This window comes from Rhodopseudomonas rhenobacensis (assembly GCF_014203125.1).
Taxonomy (GTDB): Bacteria; Pseudomonadota; Alphaproteobacteria; order Rhizobiales; family Xanthobacteraceae; genus Rhodopseudomonas_A; species Rhodopseudomonas_A rhenobacensis.
In genome coordinates this window covers 100,244-120,581 of record NZ_JACHIH010000002.1, presented here as the reverse complement: position 1 = coordinate 120,581, position 20,338 = coordinate 100,244, and the positions used below count along the sequence as shown (strand labels likewise).

Genomic DNA, 20,338 nt, shown 5'->3' with positions numbered 1-20,338 from the left:
AGGCGTCGAACTTCTCGCGCGATCAGCCTGCAAAATCCTCCGGCTGCAGCACGATCGGCGCGCCGTGCGGGGTGCGGTCGGCGGCGCGGTCCCAGGCGTCGCGGGTGCGATGCAGGGTGTCGGCGCTGGCAACGCCTTTCTCGGCGACGAGGCGCTCCAACGTCGCCAGCCAATGCTGATAGTAACTGTCACCGTTGTCGGAATCGCCGGCGGCCTGCGCGCGCTTGATCTCGTCGGCCAGCGTCGCAGTCCATTCGCCCCAGGTGAACAGCCCGCGCTGATGCAGCGCCAGCGCCATCGCAAAGGCCTGCGCCTGCCACGGCTCGGCAAACACCGGGCCGTCGTCGTCGCGCGGCAGACCGGGCACATCGACGGCGGCGCCGACCTCTGCCTGAGCGCGCGTCATGCCGCCGGCTCCAGATAGGATTCCCAGGCCTCGACGGAAATTTTGGTGTCCGGCTCGGCGGCGGCGCCCCACAATTCCGAGCCGTCGAAGCTGACGGTGTAGAGCCATTGCGGGTCTTCGACGCCGCGCGCATTGGCGTCGGCGAAGACGTGGCGGCCGTGCACGCACCAGATCACGCCGAGATGGCCGCGGACGTAGCGCGGCAGCCGGGTATGACCCGCCGTCTCGACGGCCTTGGCCCGCACCCGGGCGCCGATCGCAAACCGGGCAGGGCGCTTGGCCTCCCGCAAGGTCGGTGCGCCGCGTTGCAGCATCGCCGCGACGTCATCGGCCCGCAGCACCGGCACGGGCTTCGCCGGCTGCAGCGGCCGACCGGCTGCGATCTCGTCGGCACTGACCAGGCCGCGCTCGGCCATCAGTTGCTCGAGCCCGGCGAGCCAGATCTCGTAGTAACTCTTGCTGAGATAATCTTGCGGCGGCCGGTTCTCACGGGCGAAGCGCGCCATGTCGATGGTCCAGCCGCCGGGCCGCGCCATCGCCAGCGTCAGCGCGAAGGCGCGGCGCTCCCATTCGCTATGAAACACCGGCTCGTTCGGCTCCATCCCGATCGGGCCGAAGCCCGCGACGCCGCCCATGTCGTGCGCGCCGTCCATCACAAGAGCTCCGCCGGGGCTTTCGCCAGGCCGGTGCCGATCATGCTATCGCGGGTGACCAACTCGGCCAATCGCTCCTCGCTCCAGCCCTCGGTGCCGGCGGGCCGAAGCGGCAGCACCAGGTAGCGGATCTCCGCGGTGGAATCCCATACCCGGACTTCGCTGTGCGCCGGCAGCGTGACGCCGAATTCGCGCAGCACCGCGCGGGGTTCCTTCACGGCGCGCGAGCGATAGGGCGCTGACTTGTACCATACCGGCGGCAGGCCTAAGACCGGCCACGGGTAGCAGGAGCACAGCGTGCAGACGACCATGTTGTGCAGTGTGGCCGTGTTCTCGACCGCGACGAGATGCTCGCCTTGGCGGCCTTGATAGCCGAGTTCTGCGACCGCCGCGGTGGCGTTCTCCATCAGCCGGGCGTGATACGCCGGATCGCTCCAGGCCCGGGCGACGACCCGGGCGCCGTTGCGCGGGCCGACCTTGGTTTCGTAGGTTTCGATCAGCAGATCGAGCGCCTTGGGATCGACATAGCCCTTCTCGACCAGAATGGTCTCCAGCGCCCTGACCCGCAACTCGGTCGCGGACAGTTCGGAGTGATCGTGGGAATGGGCGTGCTCGCTGTTGCTCATGCGACGCAGGATAGGCGGGAAATCGCCGCGCTGTCGAGGCGCATCGATTCAGCAGCAGGGCGTTATGTTGCAGCGCGGCGATTTGAAACTTTGGCGGCGTGCTTGCGCCAAGGCGACGTCGCACTACGTTGCTGATGCCGGCGTCGGCGACCGCCGTTGTCGGCGGCGGGACGGGCGCGCCGAGTCGAGCGCAGGGAGACCAGGATGATCACGACCGTGGTGCAGTTTCATTTGCCGGCGCCGATCACGCTCGAGCAGGCGACGCGCCGTTTCAAAACCAGCGCGCCGAGATATCGCAAGCTGCCGGGCCTGATCCGCAAATACTACATCCGCTCCGAAGACGGCTGCACCGCCGGCGGAGTGTATCTTTGGGACTCCCGCGCCGCAGCGGAGAAGGTCTATGACTCCGAGTGGATCGCGCGGGTGACGCAGCTCTACGGCGCCGAGCCGGTGTTCAGTTGGTTCGAGAGCCCGGTGATCGTCGACAATGCGATCGACGAGGAGATCGCCGCCTTGACGGCGGCGGCGCGATAATCAGCGCCACATCCCGCGCATCCGTGCGCCGATGTCGAGCCGCGGGCCCTGGCGTTGCGCGGCGGCGGCCGCTGCCGACACGCGCGGCCAGCTGACACGCTCGAACAGCCCGAGCAGCCGATCCGGGATGAAGCGGCTGCGCGACGCATAGACGTGGCGGTCGCCCTGCGCGTTCTGGCCGTGGGTGAAGAAGCGCTGCGGCACCACCAGATGCAGATCGTCCTTGGCGCGCGTCATCGCCACGTAGAGCAGCCGGCGCTCTTCTTCGAGTTCGGCGGAGGTGCCGGTGCCGAGATCGGACGGCATGCAGCCGTCGACGACGTTGAGCACGTACACCGACTTCCATTCCTGGCCCTTGGCGGAATGGATCGTCGACAGGATCAGATAGTCCTCGTCGAGCGTCGGCACGCCGGCCTGGTCGGAGGTCGCGTCCGGCGGATCGAGCGTCAGTTCGGTGAGGAAGCGTTCGCGCGACGGATAGCCGCCGGCGATCTGTTCGAGCTGGATCAGATCGGCGCGGCGGGTGACCGCATCTTCATGGATGCGGTCGAGATGCGGCTCGTACCATAGCCGCGCGCGCTCCAGTTCCGCCGGCCAGCCGGCGCTGCGATGCAGATCCTGCAACGCGGTGACCAGATCGCGCCAGTCGGCGGCAGCGCGCGGCGGGGCAGGCGCTTCGGCGAGTGCGGCGATCGGATCGGCGGCGGCGGCGATATGGTCGAGCACGCGCTGCGCCGAGGCCGGGCCGACGCCTTCGATGATCTGCATCAGCCGGAAGCCGGCGACGCGGTCGCGCGGGTTCTGCACGAAGCGCAGCAGTGCCAGCAGGTCCTTGATATGCGCGGCGTCGAGGAATTTCAGCCCGCCGAATTTGACGAACGGGATGTTGCGCCGGGTCAGCTCGATCTCCAGCGGACCGGAATGCGACGAGGTGCGGAACAGCACCGCCTGCTGCTTCAACAGCGAACCGGCCTCGCGGTTGTCGAGCACGCGCTCGACGATGTAGCGCGCCTGATCGGTCTCGTCGCGCACACCGACAAGGTGCGGGGCTGAGCCGGTGGCGCGGTCGGTCCACAGGTTCTTGGTGAAGCGCTCTTTGGCCAGATCGATCACGCCGTTGGCGGCGGACAGGATGGCTTGCGTCGAGCGATAGTTGCGGTCGAGCGTCACCACGGTGGCGCGCGGGCTGAATTGGCCTGGAAAATCCAGGATGTTGCGCACCGAGGCTGCACGAAACGAATAGATCGACTGCGCGTCGTCGCCGACCACGGTGAGGCCGGTGCCGCTTGGCTTCAGCGCCAGCAGGATCGAGGATTGCAGCCGATTAGTATCTTGATATTCGTCGACCAGCACGTGGTCGAAGCGGCTCGCGACGTCGGCGGCAAAGCCCGGGTCGGCCATCGCCTGCGCCCAGTACAGCAACAGGTCGTCGTAATCGAGCACGCAATGCTGCTGCTTGGCCTCGACGTAAGCCGCGAACAATTGCTTCAGCTCGGCAGCCCAGCCGGCGCACCAAGGGAATGAGCCGCCCAACACCTGCTCCAGCGCCGTCTCGGCGTTGACACAGCGGGAATAGATCGACAGGCAGGTGCCCTTGGTGGGAAACCGGCTCTCGGTCTTGGACAATCCCAGCTCATGCCGCACCAGATTGATCAGGTCGGCGGAATCCTCGCGGTCGTGGATGGTGAAGGCGGGATCGAGCCCGAGTTGATCGGCGTGTTCGCGCAGCAGCCGCGCGCCGATGCCGTGGAAGGTGCCGGCCCAGGTCAGCGCGTCGCTGATCACCCCGGCCTGCGCGCCCATCGCCTTGCGGACGATGCGCTCGACCCGGAGGCCCATCTCGGACGCGGCGCGGCGCGAAAACGTCATCAAGAGCAGCCGTCGTGGATCGGCGCCGTCGACCAGAAGATGCGCCACGCGGTGCGCCAGCGTGTTGGTCTTGCCGGAGCCGGCGCCGGCGATCACCAGCAGCGCCGGCGCAGCGGCCGTGGTGCCAATGCCGTGCTCGACGGCGAGCCGTTGCTCGGGATTGAGGCCGTCGAGATAGGGGTGGGGCACGAATCGTCCTTTTTGGGAAAACTCGAGACTCCCAGATTCCTGCTTTGTTCGCAATCGGCATTGCGGCGATGAAAGAGCACGGCGCCAGCGAGACCCGCGGCCGCCAGGCACGGCCCGGGCACGCGTCCCTGTCATCAGCTCAGCGACCTGACGATGTCGATGAACGCCCTCAAAGGACGCCCGGCACCTTTTGACTTCCACGCGACAGACAAATCCCACGTCAAATCGGCAGGGAAACCGGCGAGGGGAACCATCGCAACGCCATCGACGCACATTGAGCGCGCGCCTTCGGGCACGAGTGACACGCCCAACTCGGCCGCGACCAGGCTGAGGATCGTGTGCATCTGCCGCGCCTCCTGACGCACCCGCGGCACGAAGCCGGCCTGGCGGCACGCGCTCATCAACCGGCCGTGCAGGGCTGGGCCCTGAACATGGGGAAACAGGACGAAGGCCTCCCTCGCCAGCTCCTGCAACGCCACGGCGTCGCGTCGCGCGAACGGACTTGAAATCGGCACCGCCAGAGCAAAGCGGTCGCGGCTGATGACCTCGACCTCCAGCCCGGCGACGGATTTCAGCGGTGGCGTTACGAAGCCGACATCGACCGATCCGTCCTGCAGTCCGGCAAGCTGCGCATCGGTCGGGCGCTCGTCCAGCCGGATCTCGACCGATGGCAACCGATCGCGCAGCCCGCGCAACGCCGCCGGCAGCACGCGATAGAGCGCGGCGCTGGTGAACGTCACCGACAGTTCCGCCAGATCCTCCGACGCCGCCCGCCGGGCCAGACGAACCGCTTCATCAGCCTGCTGCAATGTCCGCCGCGCCTCGGCCAGAAACACCTGACCGGCCGGCGTCAGTTCGACCCGGCGCTGGGTGCGCGCGAACAGGGCGAATCCCAACGACGCTTCCAGGCGCTTGATCGACTGCGAGAGCGGCGGCTGCGCCATGTTCAACCGCGCCGCGGCCCGGCCGAAGTGAAGTTCCTCGGCGAGCGTCGCGAACTGGCGCATGTGGTGGAGTTCGATGGCCATATCGTGACAGTCTCAATAAATGCAAAACCGATATTTGAACGTCACGGTAACCGATCCTAGGACTGGGCGCGAGAGCACGTCCTGCGGAGGGGTTCATGATGCTCAGATCGATCATTGCCATCGCGGCGGCCGTCGCGCTCGCCGCGCTGACGGCTGTCCCAAACGCTTCGGCGCAGCCGCGCCCGCGCCCGGCGCGGGTGATCATCTTCCATATGGACAGCCTGCTTGCCGATGCGCCGGAGCGTCTGGGCCTCACCAATTGGCTCCAGGTTGCGGCCGAAGGCACCCGCGCCAGCGAAATGACGAGCATTTTTCCGTACCACCCGACGGATTCCAGCTACTTCGTGCTCAGCACGACATCGCTTCCCAACCCGACCACGGCCGCCGGCACGCTGTTCCTCGAGCCCGCCGTCGAGGCGACCTATATCCAGCATCGTTTTAAAGGTTACACCGCCTTCATCGCCGGCTCGACGGCCTATCGGTCGGTCGCCGAAGGCTTCAGCTACACCAATCTCTCGCAGGCGCTCAGCGACGAACGGGTCGTGGAGGAGGGGCTGAGGCAATTGCGCGAGCACCCCGACCTGACATTCATGCGGCTGATTCTCCAAGACACCAACGCCGTGCTGCAGCGGGTCGGTTTTACGCGGGAGAACGTGCCCTGGCGCGGCGACGCGTATGGAGAGGGCTCGCCCTATCCTGCATCGGTCCGGTGGGCCGACACGCTGCTCGGGCGTTTTGTCGATGCGTTGAAGCAGATCGACAAGTACGACGACACGCTGCTGGTATTGATGCCCGATGGCGCCGCCCGCGGCGGCTGGCACGGACCGCAGCAGGAAGAGAGCTGGCGCTTGCCCTTCGCGCTGCGAGGTCCGGGAATCGCGAAGGGGCGCGTGATCGGCTACGCGGAGAACATCGACCTGGCGCCGACCATCGCCGCCCTCATGGGCGTCGAGCCGCCGAATTCGGACGCCGCCTCAGGACGCGTCCTGACCGAAGTGATGGCAGATCAAGCCGCGGCTCCCGCCGGCGACGCACGCCGCATCGAGCGGCTCAACCGCCAGCACAAGGACTATCTGCGTCTAACGGGCTGGATGCAGGTTTACGCCGGGCGTTACCCGCTGCTCGACCTGGCGTGGATGGCCTCGCACAACCGGCTGGTGCGGCCGGCGCGGTTTTGGGACCTCTCCAGCATCCAGCAATGGCGCTACGCGGGGAGCCTCGATCGCATGCTCGCCGATAACGAGGCGACGCTCGTCGATCTTCGCGATGCGCTGGCGCGATCGGGCGCCCCAGCTCTGCCAAATTGACCCGCTGCGCCTGAAAGCCGCCATTCGTGCTGGCAACCGGGCACGGCTTCGCGCCGCGCCGAGCGCCGCTCAGATTTCGGCCTTGCGCGAGGCGAGGATGCAGACCAGCGACACCACCGCGGCCGCCAGCTGATAGTAGCCGACATAGCTCATGCCGTAATTGGTCTGCAGCCAGGTGGCGATGTAGGGCGCCAGCGAGGCGCCGAAGATGCCGGCCAGGTTGAAGGTGATCGACGATCCGGTGTAGCGCACCTTGGTCGGGAAGGGGGCCGCCAAGGCGGCGCCGATCACGCCGTAGTTCATGCCGAACAACAGCATGCCGACGGTGGTGAAAACGTAGATGCCGAGCAGCCCGGCGCCGAGCAGCGGCGCCAGCGCAAACGAGAACAGCCCGAGGATGATGGTGCTTACGAGCAGCAAGGTGCGGCGGCCGAAGCGGTCGCCGAGCTTGCCGGCCGCGATCGTGCTGAGGCCGAACAGCAGCGAGCCGTAGATCTGCACCATCAGCGCATCGCGAAACGACACCCCGGCGACCTTGACGTTGTAGGACAACAGATAAGCGGTGCAGATGTAGAACGCCACGAATGTAATCAGCGCCATGAAGGTGCTGATCAGCACGCTGCGCTTGTGGTGGCGGAAAACTTCGAACACCGGAACCGAGACGCGCTCCTGCTTGTCGATCGCCTTCTGAAATTCCGGCGTCTCGCTGATCGACAGCCGCACCCACAGGCCGATGCCGATCAGCACCACCGAGGCGATAAAGGGAATCCGCCAACCCCAATTCAGCAGCGCCTCCTGCGACATGAAGTGCAGCAGGATCCAGAACACCCCGGAGGCGAGGAACAGCCCGACCGGCGCGCCGAGCTGCGGAAACATTCCGTACCAGTTGCGCTTGCCGTCGGGCGCGTTCTCGGTGGCGAGCAGCACCGCGCCGCCCCATTCGCCGCCCAGCCCAAAGCCCTGACCGAAGCGGCACAGCGCCAGCAACAGCGGCGCCGCCACGCCGATCTGGTGATAGGTCGGCAGCAACCCGATCACCACGGTGGAAATTCCCATCGTCAACAAGGCTGCCACCAGCGTGGTCTTGCGGCCGACGCGGTCGCCGAAATGCCCGAAGATGATGGCGCCGAACGGGCGGGCAAAAAACGCGATCGAAAACGTGGCGAACGACGCCAGCAGCGCCGTCATCGGATCGCTGTTGGGAAAGAACAGCGTCGGAAACACCAGCACGGCGGCGGTGGCGTAGACGTAGAAATCGAAGAACTCGACCGTGGTGCCGATCAGGCTCGCCAGCAGCACCTGGGCAGGGGAGTTCAACGGCTTGCCGCGCCCGGCGGTGCCCGCCGGCACGAAATTGGTTGCGTCCATGGTGATCTACATCCGTCAGATGCGGTTTGCCCGCATGCCGCGGAGGCTCAAACCCGGTAAGGCGGCGATTTAGCCCAATACCGCCGGCGGCGGTAGCCGAATATCGCGCCGAGCAACGGAAATCGCGCCTGAATGCGCCTTATTGCTAATAGCCGGGTCGATCTGTGAGCCGGTCGGGAGCGGTCGCGTTCGAATCTCGCAACGGCGCGTGGCTTGCTATCGGCCGCAGCACCCGCTCCGAAACAGCCGATAGTGGACGACCGGCCGGACACAACTTAAAAGCGATCAGGTGAGGGGGGCCATCATGCGCCACGATGTCAGTCGGATGTTTCGCTGTTCGCTGGTACTCGCGTTGCTGACGCTCGCTATCGATGTGGCTCGCGCGCAATCAACATCACCTCTCATAGGGGATGAACGATGGTGCTGGGTTTGCCCTGAAGAGGGTAATTTGTGACCGGGGTCCGAAATAGGATGAGTGTCCGTTGGCGCAGCTCTTTTGATCGCGCGGTTATCAGGTTCATCTGGCCAATCCATCGGACAAAATTGAGAGTCCGAAGCGGCTCCCGGCGCTACCAGGCCGCGGGAAGCCACGCGCGCGGGGCGCGCGACGTGAAGCAGCTCCTGGCGCTACCGATCATTCTCCTTCTCGTGCTGACGGCGGATCGTGCAGCCGCCACGGAATCGTTCTCGGTGCGGTGTGAAGGCGGCGTTCCGGCGCGCCCCTATTTTGTGACCTTCGATATCGATGCAAAGGCGGTCGTTTTCGAAACGCCGCCGCTAGATCTCGAAACCTATTCCGACGCAAATGTCTATCCAGGAGACATCAGTTCTGTTGGACATGGGGCAGGCGAAAAAATCGAATTCATCGTGCGAGGACTTCCCGGAAGGATCGACCTGATCTTTGATCGCGATCAGAAGACGATGACCTGGCCGGGATTAGAGGACTTCACCTTTCGCCCGACACTGGTGCACCGCTGCACGATCACTCCGCCGAGAAGCATATTGAGCTTCCGGGTTCACGATCCAATTTTGCACCCAATTTCGGTTCGCTGTGAAGATACGGCGGGGTACATGTACTTCACGATGGATGCAGCTTCCAAACAAGTGCTGTTCGATCGCGGCAAGGAGGGACGGCTGTACCAAGGCGAGGTGACGGATGTCAGCCACGATGAGATCACGCTGGCGATGAATTTCGAGGGGCTTCGACGGGTCGTATGGAGCAAAAATCGTCGGACCATCACGATCGATGGCATGGAAGGCGATCGAGACCGGCCTCGGACCGTCATGCAATGCCAGGACGTCGCGCCGCGAACGATGATGATCTACCACGGAAGGCTTCAGCGGTGAGGGGTCGCCTCGAATCAGAACGGAGTGTTTCGCTGCTTGATCCGCTTGTCCTCTTGATCCTGCCGGCCGCGCTCGTTCAATGTTCTCTGGCCGTGACTGCGCTAGCTGACGGAAATTCGTCGGGACCGTCGCCACGCACGCGACGGCGCCTTTCGTCGGCCTCGGCACGGAGAACAGGTGCCCGGACGTTGAGCTCCGTGCCCAGCCGTCGCTGCAAGCACACCGCCACCAGCGTCAGGCCGACCTCGAGCCAAAGGCCAGCGGCCGCGACCAGCTGACGCGACCAGTGGGCTCGCCTCCGGAAACGCGACCGCCTTATGCGACTGAGGGAGAGCAACACGAACAGCCGCGGTGGTGAGGATCGCCCCGGACATCAAATTCGCATAAGGTATATTATGGAATATAAATGCAGACCAGGAATGCGAATTGCGCCAGATGGTTACGCCGCATCCTTGATATGGTCGAGTGTCGAGCCGCGATTTCGACAGTGCGAGGCTTCGTCTTTTATCGCCCGTGTCGCGACGGCAACCACCCGACCTCTCAGATCGCATCTGGCGCTCGCGCCGTCCGACCGCGCAGGTCGCAGCTCTGCCGGCGTCCGGCATCTGTAGCTCTGCCGAGCCGCAGCGGCACTGGGGGCCGGATCGCCGACGCGCCAAGCCACCAAGCCGACGGACCGCAGCCTCGACGCCGCGGCCGCGACGCGCGGCGCTCCGCGGCCGGCTTGGGCGCGCGCCGTCCGTGCGTCTGGCCCGAGCGCGATCCTCAGTCCGACACCATCTGCGGCCCGACACCACGCGACAACTGGACAGCGCCACCCGCTTTGGTCAACCTGCGGTTTGATCGATGCCGTGTGATGACGACCACAACGGTCGCCGCATATAAGGATCGGCCACAACGAGACCATGGGGAGAAACGATGAGCGTTTCGCGGCGGACAGTGTTGAAGGCATCGGCGGCCGTCACCATGCTGGGCGGGGTCGCTGCGCCGTGGGCGGCGCGGGCGCAGCAACCCGAATTCGTCTACAAATACGCCAACAATCTTCCAACCAGCCATCCCATGAACGTGCGCGCCCGCGAGATGTCGGCGGTGATCAACAGCGAGACCGACGGCCGGGTCGACATCCAGATTTTCCCGAATAACCAACTCGGCTCGGACACCGATATGCTGAGCCAGATCCGCGCCGGAGGCGTCGAATTCTTCACGCTGTCGGGCGTGATCCTGGCGCCGCTGGTGCCGGCCGCCTCGATCAACGGCATCGGCTTTGCCTTCCCGGACTACGACGCGGTGTGGAAGGCGATGGACGGCGAGCTCGGCGCCTACGTCCGCAGCGAAATCACCAAAGCCAACCTCGTGGCGATGGACAAGATCTGGGACAACGGTTTTCGCCAGACCACCTCCTCGGCCCGGCCGATCACCGGCCCCGACGACCTCAGGGGCTTCAAGATTCGCGTCCCGGTGTCGCCGCTGTGGACCTCGATGTTCAAGGCCTTCGATGCATCGCCGGCCGCGATCAATTTCAGCGAAGTGTACTCCGCGCTGCAGACCAAGGTGGTCGAAGGTCAGGAAAACCCGCTGGCGCTGATCGCCACCGCCAAGCTCTACGAGGTGCAGAAATATTGCGCGTTGACCAACCACATGTGGGACGGCTTCTGGTTCTTGGCCAACCGCCGGGCCTGGGACCGGCTGCCGGAGGAGCTGCGCGTCATCATCGCCCGCAACATCAACGCCGCCGCGATTCACGAACGGGCCGACATCGCCAGGCTGAACCAGACGCTGCACCACGACCTCGCCGCCAAGGGGTTGGTTTTCAACCAGCCGAGCCCTGACCCGTTTCGCGACAAGCTGCGCAAGGCCGGCTTCTACGCCGAATGGAAAGCCAAATTCGGCGAGCAGGCCTGGGCGCTGCTGGAGAAATCCGCCGGCAAGCTGGCGTAGCGCGCACCCGGGGTGGTCGCGGTGACGAAATCCGCACCGGTTAGCACTGGCGCCGAGGCGGGGTTCGATTATTGTGGCCCGGTTCCCGAGGCCAGCGACCGGATTCTCGAGGAGCCCGGGTGTGCGCCGCAAGCTGCCGCATCGAGCAAAGAAACGCTGCTAACGAATTGATACAGTGAGGTTTCGTCCATGACGCCTGAGCCCAATCCGTACCGCATTGGCCTGGATCAGAACCCGGCGAATTACGTTCCGCTGACGCCGTTGAGCTTCCTCGAGCGCAGCGCCAACGTCTATCCGCAGCTGACCAGTACGGTCTATGAGGGGCGGCGTTTCACCTGGGGCCAGACCCGCGAGCGCTGCCACCGCTTCGCGTCCTATCTCGCCAGCCGCGGCGTCGCACGCGGCGACACCGTGGCGGCGATGCTGCCGAACATCCCGGCGATGAACGAGCTGCATTTCGCAGTGCCGATGCTCGGCGCGGTGCTGAACGCGCTCAACATCCGGCTGGAGCCCTCGTCGATCGCATTCCAGCTCGACCATGGCGGCGCCAAGGTGATCCTGGTCGATCCAGAATTCTCCGCGGTGATTTCCGACGCGTTGGCGCTGATGGCCGGCCCGCGGCCGCTGGTGATCGACGTCGACGACGCAAGCTATGTCGGCGGTCAAAGGATCGGCGAGATCGAATACGAGGCCGCCCTCGCCGCCGGCGATCCGGATTTCGTAGCATTGCGGCCGGACGACGAATGGGACGCGATTTCGCTCGGCTACACCTCCGGCACCACCGGCAATCCGAAGGGCGTGGTGACGCATCACCGCGGCGCCTATCTCAACGCCGTCAGCAACATCCTGGCCGCCAATCTCGGGCCGCATCCGGTGTATCTGTGGACGCTGCCGATGTTTCATTGCAACGGCTGGTGCTTTCCCTGGACCATCGCGGCCGCCGCCGGCGTCAACGTCTGCCTGCGCAAGGTCGACCCCGCCAAGATCTTCGCGCTGATCGAACAGCACGGCGTCACCCATATGTCGGGCGCGCCGATCGTCTACAACACGCTGATCAACGCGCCGGGCGCGCCGAAGACGCCGCGCGAAAAGCCGGTGGTCGGACTGATCGCCGGCGCGGCACCGCCGGTCGCGGTGCTGGCCGGCGCCGAAACCATCGGCATCAAGCTGACCCACGTCTACGGCCTCACCGAGGTCTACGGCCCCGCCTCGGTCTGCGCCGAGCAGCCCGGCTGGGACGATCTGCCGGTCGCCGAGCGCGCGCAGCTGAAGCGCCGGCAAGGGGTGCCCTACCCGCTGCAGGAAGCCGTCACGGTGCGCGATCCCGACACCATGGAGGAAGTGCCGCGCGACGGCGAGACCATCGGCGAGGTGATGTTCCGCGGCAATATCGTGATGAAGGGCTATCTGAAGAACGAGAAGGCCACCAAGGAAGCCTTCGCCGGCGGCTGGTTTCACACCGGCGACCTCGGCGTGCTCGACGAATTCGGCTACGTCATCATCAAGGACCGCTCCAAGGACATCATCATCTCCGGCGGCGAGAACGTCTCCTCGGTCGAGGTCGAAGACATCCTCTACAAGCACCCGGCGATCCTGTTCGCCGCGGTGGTGGCCAAGCCCGATCCGAAATGGGGCGAAGTGCCCTGCGCCTTCGTCGAACTGAAGGAAGGCGCGCAGGCCACCGAGGCGGAGATCATCGCCTATTGCCGCGAGCAGATGCCGGGCTTCAAGACCCCGAAGGTGGTGACCTTCGCGACCATCCCCAAAACCTCGACCGGCAAGATCCAGAAGTTCCTGCTGCGCGACCGGGTCAAATCGGCGAAGGCGATTTCGGAGTAGCAACAACTGGTAGTTATACCTGACAGCAAATTAAGCGGTCGTTAACCACAAACCACCAGCGTAGCTTGACTCAATCTCACAATGCGATTCGCGCATTCGCTCAAGCGTGAGGAGTTTCCTGTCCGACAAGGAAAACCAATGCCCGCGTTTGGTGCCGATCGCTCGTCCGTCCGCTTGTCCCCTCGCAGCGGACGATCCCTCCGACGCTCGGTCCGGCGCGCGCGCCGGCTCGGCCTGCAGCTCGGCTGCCTCACCGTGCTGGCCGCGCCGTCCGTGGCTTGGGCGCAGACGCCCAATCTCGGCAGCGCCGCCAATTTCGCCGTGCTGGCCGGCTCGGCGGTGACTAACATCGGCCCGACCGTGCTGATCGGCAGTCTCGGGCTCAGCCCCGGCAGCTCGGTGAGCGGATTTCCGCCGGGCATGGTGACCGCGCCGGGCGGCATCTACATCGGCGACGCCATCGCGATCCAGGCCCAGATCGATCTGGCCTCCGGCTACAACGCGATCGCCAGCCGGCCGACCACCGGCGATCTCACCGGACAAGATCTCGGCGGCCTCACCCTCACCCCCGGGGTCTACAACTTCGCCGCGACGGCGCAATTGACCGGCGCGCTGACGCTCAATGCGTTGGGCAATCCGAATGCGATCTTCATCTTCAACGTCGGCAGTTCGCTGACCACCGGCAGCGCCTCCAGCGTCACGGTGATCGGCGGCGGTCTCGGCAGTAACGTGTATTGGCGGGTCGGAAGCTCGGCGACACTCGGCACTACGACCTCGTTCGTCGGCGACATTCTGGCGCTGAGCAGCATCACGCTCAACACCGGCGCCAATATCAGCTGCGGCAGCGCGTTGGCGCGCAACGGCGCGGTGACGCTCGATACCAACAATATCGCAGCGCGCGCGCTGTCGGCCTGCGCCCCTGCGCCGTTGCTGCCGGTGCCGCCGGTCGTCACGCCCCCCACCCCTACCCCGGGCACCCCACCGCCCGCGGCGGGCCCCATCGTGCCTCCGACGACCGGGGTGATCACCGTGATCAACGATGCCTTCGCCGATGCGATCGGCCCCGGCAATACGATTTCCGCCGCGTTCCCGCAGGGCTTCCTCGATCTGGCGGCGTTGTCTCCGGCCGCGCAGGCGATCGTGATGGGGCAGCTCACCGGACAATACAGCACCGGCATGGCGCAGACCGGCATGCTGGCGATGAACTCGTTCCTTTCGCTGGTACTCAATCCGTTCGCCAGCGGGATCAACTCGGACGGCCGCGGCTTCGGCCCGGCGGCGCCGGTGGTACGCACGCTGGGCTACGCACCCGACGGCCGGATGGCCACCAAGGCGCCGGCGGCGGTCGCGATCGATCGCGGTCTGGTCAGCGGCTTGGATCCGCGCTGGGGCGTCTGGGGCGCCGCCTATGGCGGCCAGAGCCAGATCCGCGGCAACGCCGGATGGGGCACCGACGATCGCTCCAGCCGCGGCTTCGGCTTCGCCGCCGGCCTGGATTATCGGATTGCGCCCGACACCATCGTCGGCTTCGCGCTCGGCGGCGGCGGCACCAACTATTCGCTGGCCAACGGGCTCGGCAGCGGACGCAGCGACATGTTCCAGTCGGCGATCTACAGCACCACCCGGTTCTACGACGCCTACGTGTCGGCTGCTGTGGCCTATGCCTGGCACGACGTCAGCACCGATCAGTTTTTGTCGGTGGCGACCGCCGACCACCTCACCGCGCATTACAACGCAAACAACCTCGGCGCGCGGATCGAGGGCGGCTATCGCTTCGCGGTGCCGGACTTCTGGATGGTGCCGGCGTTCGGCGTGACGCCCTACGCCGCGTTGCAGGCGCAGGCGTTCCGCACCCCGTCCTACGCGGAAAACATCAATTCGGACTTCGCCCGGCGCTACGACGCCCGCACCGAAACCGCGGTTCGGACCGAACTCGGCGCCTGGTTCGACCAGGCCAATCCGCTCGGCGAAAATCTGCTGATCCTGCGCGGCCGCGCCGCCTGGGCGCACGACCGGCTTTCCAATCCCACCATGAACGTCGAGTTCGTCGCGCTTCCTGGCTCGAACTTCACGGTGTTCGGCGCGGCTACGCCGGAAGATCTGCTGCTGGCGACGCTGGGCGCCGAATTGCGCTTCCGCAACGGCTTCTCGGTCGGCGCGCAGCTCGACGGCGAATTCGCCGACCACGCCACCCGCTACGGCGGCACCGGCCGCGTGCGTTACTCCTGGTAACAACGACCGCGGCGTTACGACGCCGCGGTCTTGTCCAACGTGAGTCGCATGCCGTCGATCGCCGGAACGACGTTGGGCGGCAGCTGGCCGCGCAGCACCTCGTAATCGACATCGGCGCTCATATTGGTGATCACCGCGCGCTTCGGCTTGAAGCGCGCGATCCAGCCAAGCGCGGCCTCGATGTTGAAGTGGCTGCCGTGGTGCTTGAAGCGCAGCCCATCGATGATCCACAGGTCGAGCCCTTCGAGCTGCGGCCAGCTTTGCTCCGGAATGTCGTGGACGTCGGGCGTGTAGGCGGCGTTGCCGATCCGATAGCCGAGCGCCGGAATGCTGCCGTGCTGCAGCAGGAACGCCGTCAACGTCAGCGCCCCGCCCGGGCCGTCGACGCTACGGCTTTCGCCGGCCTCGATATCGCGCGCCTCGAGAATTGCCGGATAGTCGCTGCCCGGCGCCTGCTCGAAGCAATAGGAGAACCGCAGCAGGATATGTGCCGCGGTGACCTTGTTGAGATAGACCGGGATGCGGTGGCGTTGCGCCATCACCACCGAGCGCAGATCGTCGATGCCGTGGGTCTGGTCGGCGTGCTCGTGGGTGAGGAACACCGCGTCGATGTGATCGACCTGCGCGTCGATCAGCTGCTCGCGCAGATCCGGCGAGGTGTCGATCACCACGCGGGTGATGCCCTGCCCCGATGAGAGTTCGGCGAGCAGCGAGCAACGGCGGCGGCGATTGTTCGGATTAGTAGGATCGCAGGCGCCCCAGCCCAGCGCCGGGCGCGGCACGCCGGCGGAGGAGCCACAGCCAAGGATTGTCAGCGTCAGCGTCATGCAGCACCCACAGGCCGCGGCACCTTGTTGAACAGCGCGAAGAAGTTCTCGGTGGTCTGCCGCGCGATCTCGTCCAATGATACGCCGCGCAGCTCGGCTAGTAGCTTGGCGGTCTCGACGACGTATGACGGTTCGTTGCGCTTGCCGCGGAATTTTCCCGGCGCGAGATACGGCGAGTCGGTTTCAACCAGGATACGATCGGCGGGTAGTTCAGCGGCGAGCTCGCGCAGCGCTTCGGTTTTCTTGAAAGTCAGAATGCCGGTGAAGCCGATCGATAGTCCGAGTTCGATTGCCGTCATCGCCAACTCCCGTCCGCCGGTGTAGCAATGCAGCACCGCCTTGAAAGGTCCGTTGGCCATCTCTTCGCGAAGAATCTTGGCGCAATCTTCGTCGGCGTCGCGGGTGTGAATCACCAGAGGCAAACCCGTGGCACGCGCCGCCGCAATATGGACACGAAATCCGCGGTGCTGCGCCTCGCGCGATCCGTGTTCGTAGAAGTAATCGAGCCCGGCTTCGCCGAACGCCACCAGCTTCGGATGGCTGGCGAAGCCGATCAGCTCCTCGGCCGGGATGCCGTCTTCCTCGTCGACGTGATGCGGATGGGTGCCGACCGAACAGAACACGTCGGGAAATCGTTCGGCGATCTTAAGTAACTCCGGCAATCGCCGCACCCGCGTCGAGATCGTCACCATCTTTGCCACGCCGGCGGCTTCCGCACGGCTGACGATGCCGTCGAGGTCGTCGGCGAAATCCGGAAAATCCAGATGGCAATGGCTGTCGATCAGCATCGGTTGCGGCGCGCTCACTGCGGCGTCGGCTCGACGTAGCGCGGAAAGATCGGCGAAGGCGCCGGCAGCGCCGTGCCCGGCCGGATCCGCTCGTGACTGCCGAGATGGGTGAAGTCGCGTTCATCCTCCGGAATGCCGAGGCTGTCGAGCAGTTTCGCTGCAGAGGCCGGCATCACCGGCTGCGCCAAAATCGCGACCTGGCGGATCACTTCGGCGGTGACGTAGAGCACGGTCTTCTGCCGCGGCGGATCGGTTTTGGCCAGCGCCCACGGCGCCTCGCCGGCGAAGTAACGGTTGGCTTCCGCCACCACCGCCCACACCGCGTTCAGCATGTGATGGATCTGCTGCGTCGCCATCGCAGTGCGCGCCTGTTCGACCATGGCGTCGGCCTGCGCCAGGATCGCCTTGTCGGTGTCGCTGAAATCGCCCGGCTCCGGCAGCACGCCGCCGAGCTGCTTGCCGATCATGGTCAAGGAGCGCTGCGCCAGGTTGCCGAGGTCGTTGGCGAGATCGGCATTGGTGCGGTTGACGATCGCCTCGTGATTGTAGCTGCCGTCCTGGCCGAACGAGACCTCGCGCATGAAGAAATAGCGCATCTGGTCGACGCCGTATTGCTTGGCCATCTCGAACGGATCGACCACGTTGCCGACCGACTTCGACATCTTCTCACCGCGGTTGAGCAGGAAGCCGTGGCTGAACACCCGCTGCGGCACTTCGATGCCGGCCGACATCAGGAACGCCGGCCAATACACCGCGTGGAACCGCACGATGTCCTTGCCGATGACGTGCAGGCTGGCCGGCCAGAACCGCTTGAAGCTGTCGCTATCGACGTCCGGATAGCCGGCGCCGGTGATGTAGTTGGTGAGCGCGTCGATCCAGACATACATCACGTGACGCGGCGCGCCCGGCACCTTGATGCCCCAGTCGAAGGTGGTGCGCGAGATCGACAGATCCTGCAGCCCCCCCTTGACGAAGCTCGCCACCTCGTTGAGCCGCTCGCGCGGCAGCACGAAATCCGGCACCTTGGCGTAGAGTTCGAGCAGTTTCTCCTGATAGGCCGACAGCCGGAAGAAGTAGGTCTCCTCCTCGGTCCATTCCACCGGCGAGCCGAGCGGCTCGCGGCGGACGCCGTCCTCGCCGACCGTGGTTTCGGCCTCGTCGAAATAGGCTTCCTGGCGCACCGAGTACCAGCCGGCATATTTGTCGAGATAGATGTCGCCGTTCCTCTCGATCGCGCTCCACAGCGCCTGGCAGGAGCGCTCGTGGCGCGGCTCGGTGGTGCGGATGTAGTCGTCGTAGGAAATGTTCAGCGCCGCCATCATGTCGCGGAACCGGGCCGAATTGCGGTCGGCGAGCTGCAGCGGCGTCAGCCCTTCGGCGATCGCGGTCTGCTGCATCTTCAGGCCGTGCTCGTCGGTGCCGGTCAGGAAGTGCACGTCATAGCCGTCGAGCCGCTGAAACCGCGCGATCGCGTCGCTGACCATCGCGGTGTAGGCGTGGCCGATATGCGGCACGCCGTTCGGATAGAAGATCGGCGTGGAGAGGAAATAGGCCGGACGGGCTGAAGCGGATGCGGACGCCATGGGGGTACTTGAAACCTTGACTCAAAACGGTTGCGGCGGGATCGAGCATGGCCGGACAGCAACGTCGCATCGATCAGCGGATCGCTTCCGCGAGCAGTCCGAACACCGAAAACACCAGCGGTTTGCGCTCAAGGTTGAAGGCTTCGGTGTCGCGCGCGGCGCGGTTGATCTTTTCCCATACCTCCGCCAGCCGCGCAAGGCGCGGCAGATTGGCGTTGGGATCGTCGACCCGCAGCCGCTCGGCCACCCAGCGGTCGACGCCGTCCATGAAGCTCGCCAGCGCCACGCGGTCGACGCCGCCGAGCGCGTCGCCGAGCGCATGCAGTTGGCGCAGATCGACATTGGGCAAGGTGTCGAGCAGCGCGGTGGTGCGCTGATGCAGGTTCAAGGCGTCGCCGCCGAGCAGCGTCAGGGTGCGGGCGACGCTGCCCTCCGATGCCGCGGCGGCCTCGGCCAAGAGTGGATCGGCGGCGTCGCTGTCGGTTGCGAGCGCCGCGGCGGCGATCACGTCGGCGGTCGTGAGCGGACGCAGCAGCAATTTGCGGCAGCGCGACTGGATGGTCGGCAACACCCGCGCCGGGGCGTGGCTGATCAGCAAGAACAGCGAGCGGCGCGGCGGCTCCTCGACCACCTTCAACAGCGCGTTGGCGGCGTTGGCGTTCAGTTCGTCGACGGTATCGACGACGCAGACCCGCCAGCCGTCGATCGCGGCGGTCGAGCCGAAAAAGCCGATGGTCTCGCGCGCCTCATCGACGCTGATCATGGTGCGCAGCACGCCCTTGTCGTTCAGCGTGCGCTCCAGCGTCAGCAACCCGCCATGGGCGCCGGCCGCGATATGCCGCGCCACCGCGTCGGACGCATCGACCTCGAGCGTCGCGGCGTCACGCACCGCGGACGACTCCGGATCGGGATGCGCCAGCACGAAACGCGCCATCCGATAGGCCAGCGTCGCCTTGCCGATACCCTGGGCGCCGCCGACCAGCCAGGCGTGCGGAATCCGCCCGCTGCGATAGGCATTGAGCAATGCCTGCTCGGCGTCGTGATGGCCGAACAGCGCGGTGGTCTCGCGCGGCCGGCGCGTCGCGATCTGCGGCTCGCCGCGACGGGGGCTCATGCGGGCTGCACCTGGTCGACCTTGGACGACAACAGCCGCTGCTGCACCGCCGCCCAGACCTTCCCGGCGACGGTCTTGACCTTGGCGTTGGCGTCGATCAGCACGCAGCGCTGCGGCTCGTCGGCGGCGATCTGCCGATAGGCCTCGCGCAGCCGGCGATGAAAGTCCAGGCTCTCGGCCTCGAAACGGTCGGGTGCCGTGGTGCCGCGGCGCAATCGGGCGCGCTTGACGCCGACCTCGACCGGCACGTCGAGAATGATGGTGAGGTCGGGTTTCAGATCGCCGATCGTCACCCGCTGCATGGCGTTGAGCAGCGCCGGCGGCACCTCGCCCATCTGGCCCTGATAGGCGCGGGTGGAATCCGAGAAGCGGTCGCACAGCACGAAGCTGCCCTGCGCCAGCGCCGGCTCGATCACGGAATGCACGTGGTCGTCGCGCGCGGCGGCGAACAGCAGCGTCTCGGCCTGCGGCCCGCCGATCAGCGAGCCGATGCCGGACAGGATCATATGCCGCATGATCTCGGCGCCGGGCGAGCCGCCGGGCTCGCGGGTCAGCACGGTGCGGATCCGGGCGGCGTTGAGACGCTCGGCCAACAGCTTGATCTGGGTCGACTTGCCGGCGCCCTCGCCGCCTTCGAAAGTGATGAACCGGCCGCGGGCCGCGGCGCCGTTCATTGTGTCTTCTGCCATC

Annotated in this window: 17 protein-coding genes; 6 read left to right on the top strand and 11 right to left on the bottom strand. The window is 65.9% G+C overall.

Annotation, left to right across the window (positions count from 1 at the left end):
• Positions 1 to 22: 22 nt before the first annotated feature.
• From HNR60_RS02470 to nthA, 3 genes are read right to left on the bottom strand one after another with little or no spacing between them, the layout of a single operon-like run.
• Entirely contained in the window at positions 23 to 406 is a 384-nt protein-coding gene (locus HNR60_RS02470) for a nitrile hydratase accessory protein (RefSeq protein ID WP_184253927.1), read from the bottom strand.
• Positions 403 to 1,059, bottom strand: coding sequence for a nitrile hydratase subunit beta (gene nthB, locus HNR60_RS02465; RefSeq protein ID WP_184253925.1), 657 nt, complete (start codon positions 1,057 to 1,059; stop codon positions 403 to 405). The genes HNR60_RS02470 and nthB overlap by 4 nt, the downstream gene beginning before the upstream one ends.
• Positions 1,059 to 1,685: a nitrile hydratase subunit alpha gene (nthA, locus tag HNR60_RS02460; RefSeq protein ID WP_184253923.1), complete on the bottom strand. Its 627-nt coding sequence runs from the start codon at positions 1,683 to 1,685 to the stop codon at positions 1,059 to 1,061. Before nthA ends, nthB begins: the two co-directional genes overlap by 1 nt.
• Positions 1,686 to 1,889: 204 nt before the next feature.
• Here nthA and HNR60_RS02455 point away from each other — a divergent pair, with 204 nt between their 5' ends.
• Positions 1,890 to 2,219, top strand: coding sequence for a YdhR family protein (locus HNR60_RS02455; protein ID WP_184253921.1), 330 nt, complete (start codon positions 1,890 to 1,892; stop codon positions 2,217 to 2,219).
• Here the strand turns inward: HNR60_RS02455 and HNR60_RS02450 are convergent, their stop codons facing one another.
• Both HNR60_RS02450 and HNR60_RS02445 read right to left on the bottom strand, forming a co-directional pair.
• Entirely contained in the window at positions 2,220 to 4,277 is a 2,058-nt protein-coding gene (locus HNR60_RS02450; protein ID WP_184253918.1) for a UvrD-helicase domain-containing protein, read from the bottom strand.
• A gap of 134 nt (positions 4,278 to 4,411) precedes the next feature.
• Positions 4,412 to 5,305, bottom strand: coding sequence for a LysR family transcriptional regulator (locus tag HNR60_RS02445; RefSeq protein ID WP_184253916.1), 894 nt, complete (start codon positions 5,303 to 5,305; stop codon positions 4,412 to 4,414).
• Positions 5,306 to 5,400: 95 nt separating this feature from the next.
• Between HNR60_RS02445 and HNR60_RS02440 the strand changes: the two genes are divergently transcribed.
• A complete protein-coding gene (locus tag HNR60_RS02440; protein ID WP_184253913.1) occupies positions 5,401 to 6,612 on the top strand; it encodes a sulfatase-like hydrolase/transferase in 1,212 nt (403 codons plus the stop codon).
• Between the two features lie 69 nt (positions 6,613 to 6,681).
• Here the strand turns inward: HNR60_RS02440 and HNR60_RS02435 are convergent, their stop codons facing one another.
• The gene (locus HNR60_RS02435; protein WP_184253911.1) at positions 6,682 to 7,980 is read right to left on the bottom strand and encodes an MFS transporter; all 1,299 of its coding nucleotides are present in this window, start codon (positions 7,978 to 7,980) and stop codon (positions 6,682 to 6,684) included.
• A 609-nt stretch (positions 7,981 to 8,589) separates the two neighbouring features.
• Here HNR60_RS02435 and HNR60_RS02430 point away from each other — a divergent pair.
• From HNR60_RS02430 to HNR60_RS02415, 4 genes are all read left to right on the top strand, one after another.
• Positions 8,590 to 9,327, top strand: a complete 738-nt coding sequence (locus tag HNR60_RS02430; RefSeq protein WP_184253909.1) for a hypothetical protein — start codon at positions 8,590 to 8,592, stop codon at positions 9,325 to 9,327.
• 918 nt (positions 9,328 to 10,245) lie between these two features.
• The gene (locus tag HNR60_RS02425) at positions 10,246 to 11,265 is read left to right on the top strand and encodes a TRAP transporter substrate-binding protein (RefSeq protein WP_184253906.1); all 1,020 of its coding nucleotides are present in this window, start codon (positions 10,246 to 10,248) and stop codon (positions 11,263 to 11,265) included.
• 189 nt (positions 11,266 to 11,454) lie between these two features.
• The gene (locus tag HNR60_RS02420) at positions 11,455 to 13,104 is read left to right on the top strand and encodes an acyl-CoA synthetase (protein ID WP_184253904.1); all 1,650 of its coding nucleotides are present in this window, start codon (positions 11,455 to 11,457) and stop codon (positions 13,102 to 13,104) included.
• 138 nt (positions 13,105 to 13,242) lie between these two features.
• Positions 13,243 to 15,336 (top strand): ice-binding family protein, encoded by a 2,094-nt coding sequence (locus HNR60_RS02415; protein ID WP_184253903.1) that lies wholly within the window; start codon positions 13,243 to 13,245, stop codon positions 15,334 to 15,336.
• A 14-nt stretch (positions 15,337 to 15,350) separates the two neighbouring features.
• Here HNR60_RS02415 and HNR60_RS02410 read toward each other — a convergent pair whose 3' ends face one another.
• The 5 genes from HNR60_RS02410 to tmk all read right to left on the bottom strand — a co-directional run bounded on the left by HNR60_RS02410 (position 15,351) and on the right by tmk (position 20,337).
• On the bottom strand, positions 15,351 to 16,163 hold the full coding sequence (locus HNR60_RS02410; protein ID WP_184253901.1) for an MBL fold metallo-hydrolase: 813 nt from the start codon (positions 16,161 to 16,163) through the stop codon (positions 15,351 to 15,353).
• Positions 16,160 to 16,951 (bottom strand): TatD family hydrolase, encoded by a 792-nt coding sequence (locus tag HNR60_RS02405; RefSeq protein ID WP_184254357.1) that lies wholly within the window; start codon positions 16,949 to 16,951, stop codon positions 16,160 to 16,162. Before HNR60_RS02405 ends, HNR60_RS02410 begins: the two co-directional genes overlap by 4 nt.
• A gap of 14 nt (positions 16,952 to 16,965) precedes the next feature.
• Positions 16,966 to 18,534, bottom strand: a complete 1,569-nt coding sequence (gene metG / locus HNR60_RS02400) for a methionine--tRNA ligase (RefSeq protein WP_184253899.1) — start codon at positions 18,532 to 18,534, stop codon at positions 16,966 to 16,968.
• Between the two features lie 73 nt (positions 18,535 to 18,607).
• Complete coding sequence (locus HNR60_RS02395; protein WP_184253897.1) at positions 18,608 to 19,648, bottom strand: DNA polymerase III subunit delta'; 1,041 nt, start codon at positions 19,646 to 19,648, stop codon at positions 18,608 to 18,610.
• Positions 19,645 to 20,337 (bottom strand): dTMP kinase, encoded by a 693-nt coding sequence (gene tmk, locus HNR60_RS02390; RefSeq protein ID WP_184253895.1) that lies wholly within the window; start codon positions 20,335 to 20,337, stop codon positions 19,645 to 19,647. The genes HNR60_RS02395 and tmk overlap by 4 nt, the downstream gene beginning before the upstream one ends.
• Position 20,338: the final 1 nt, after the last annotated feature.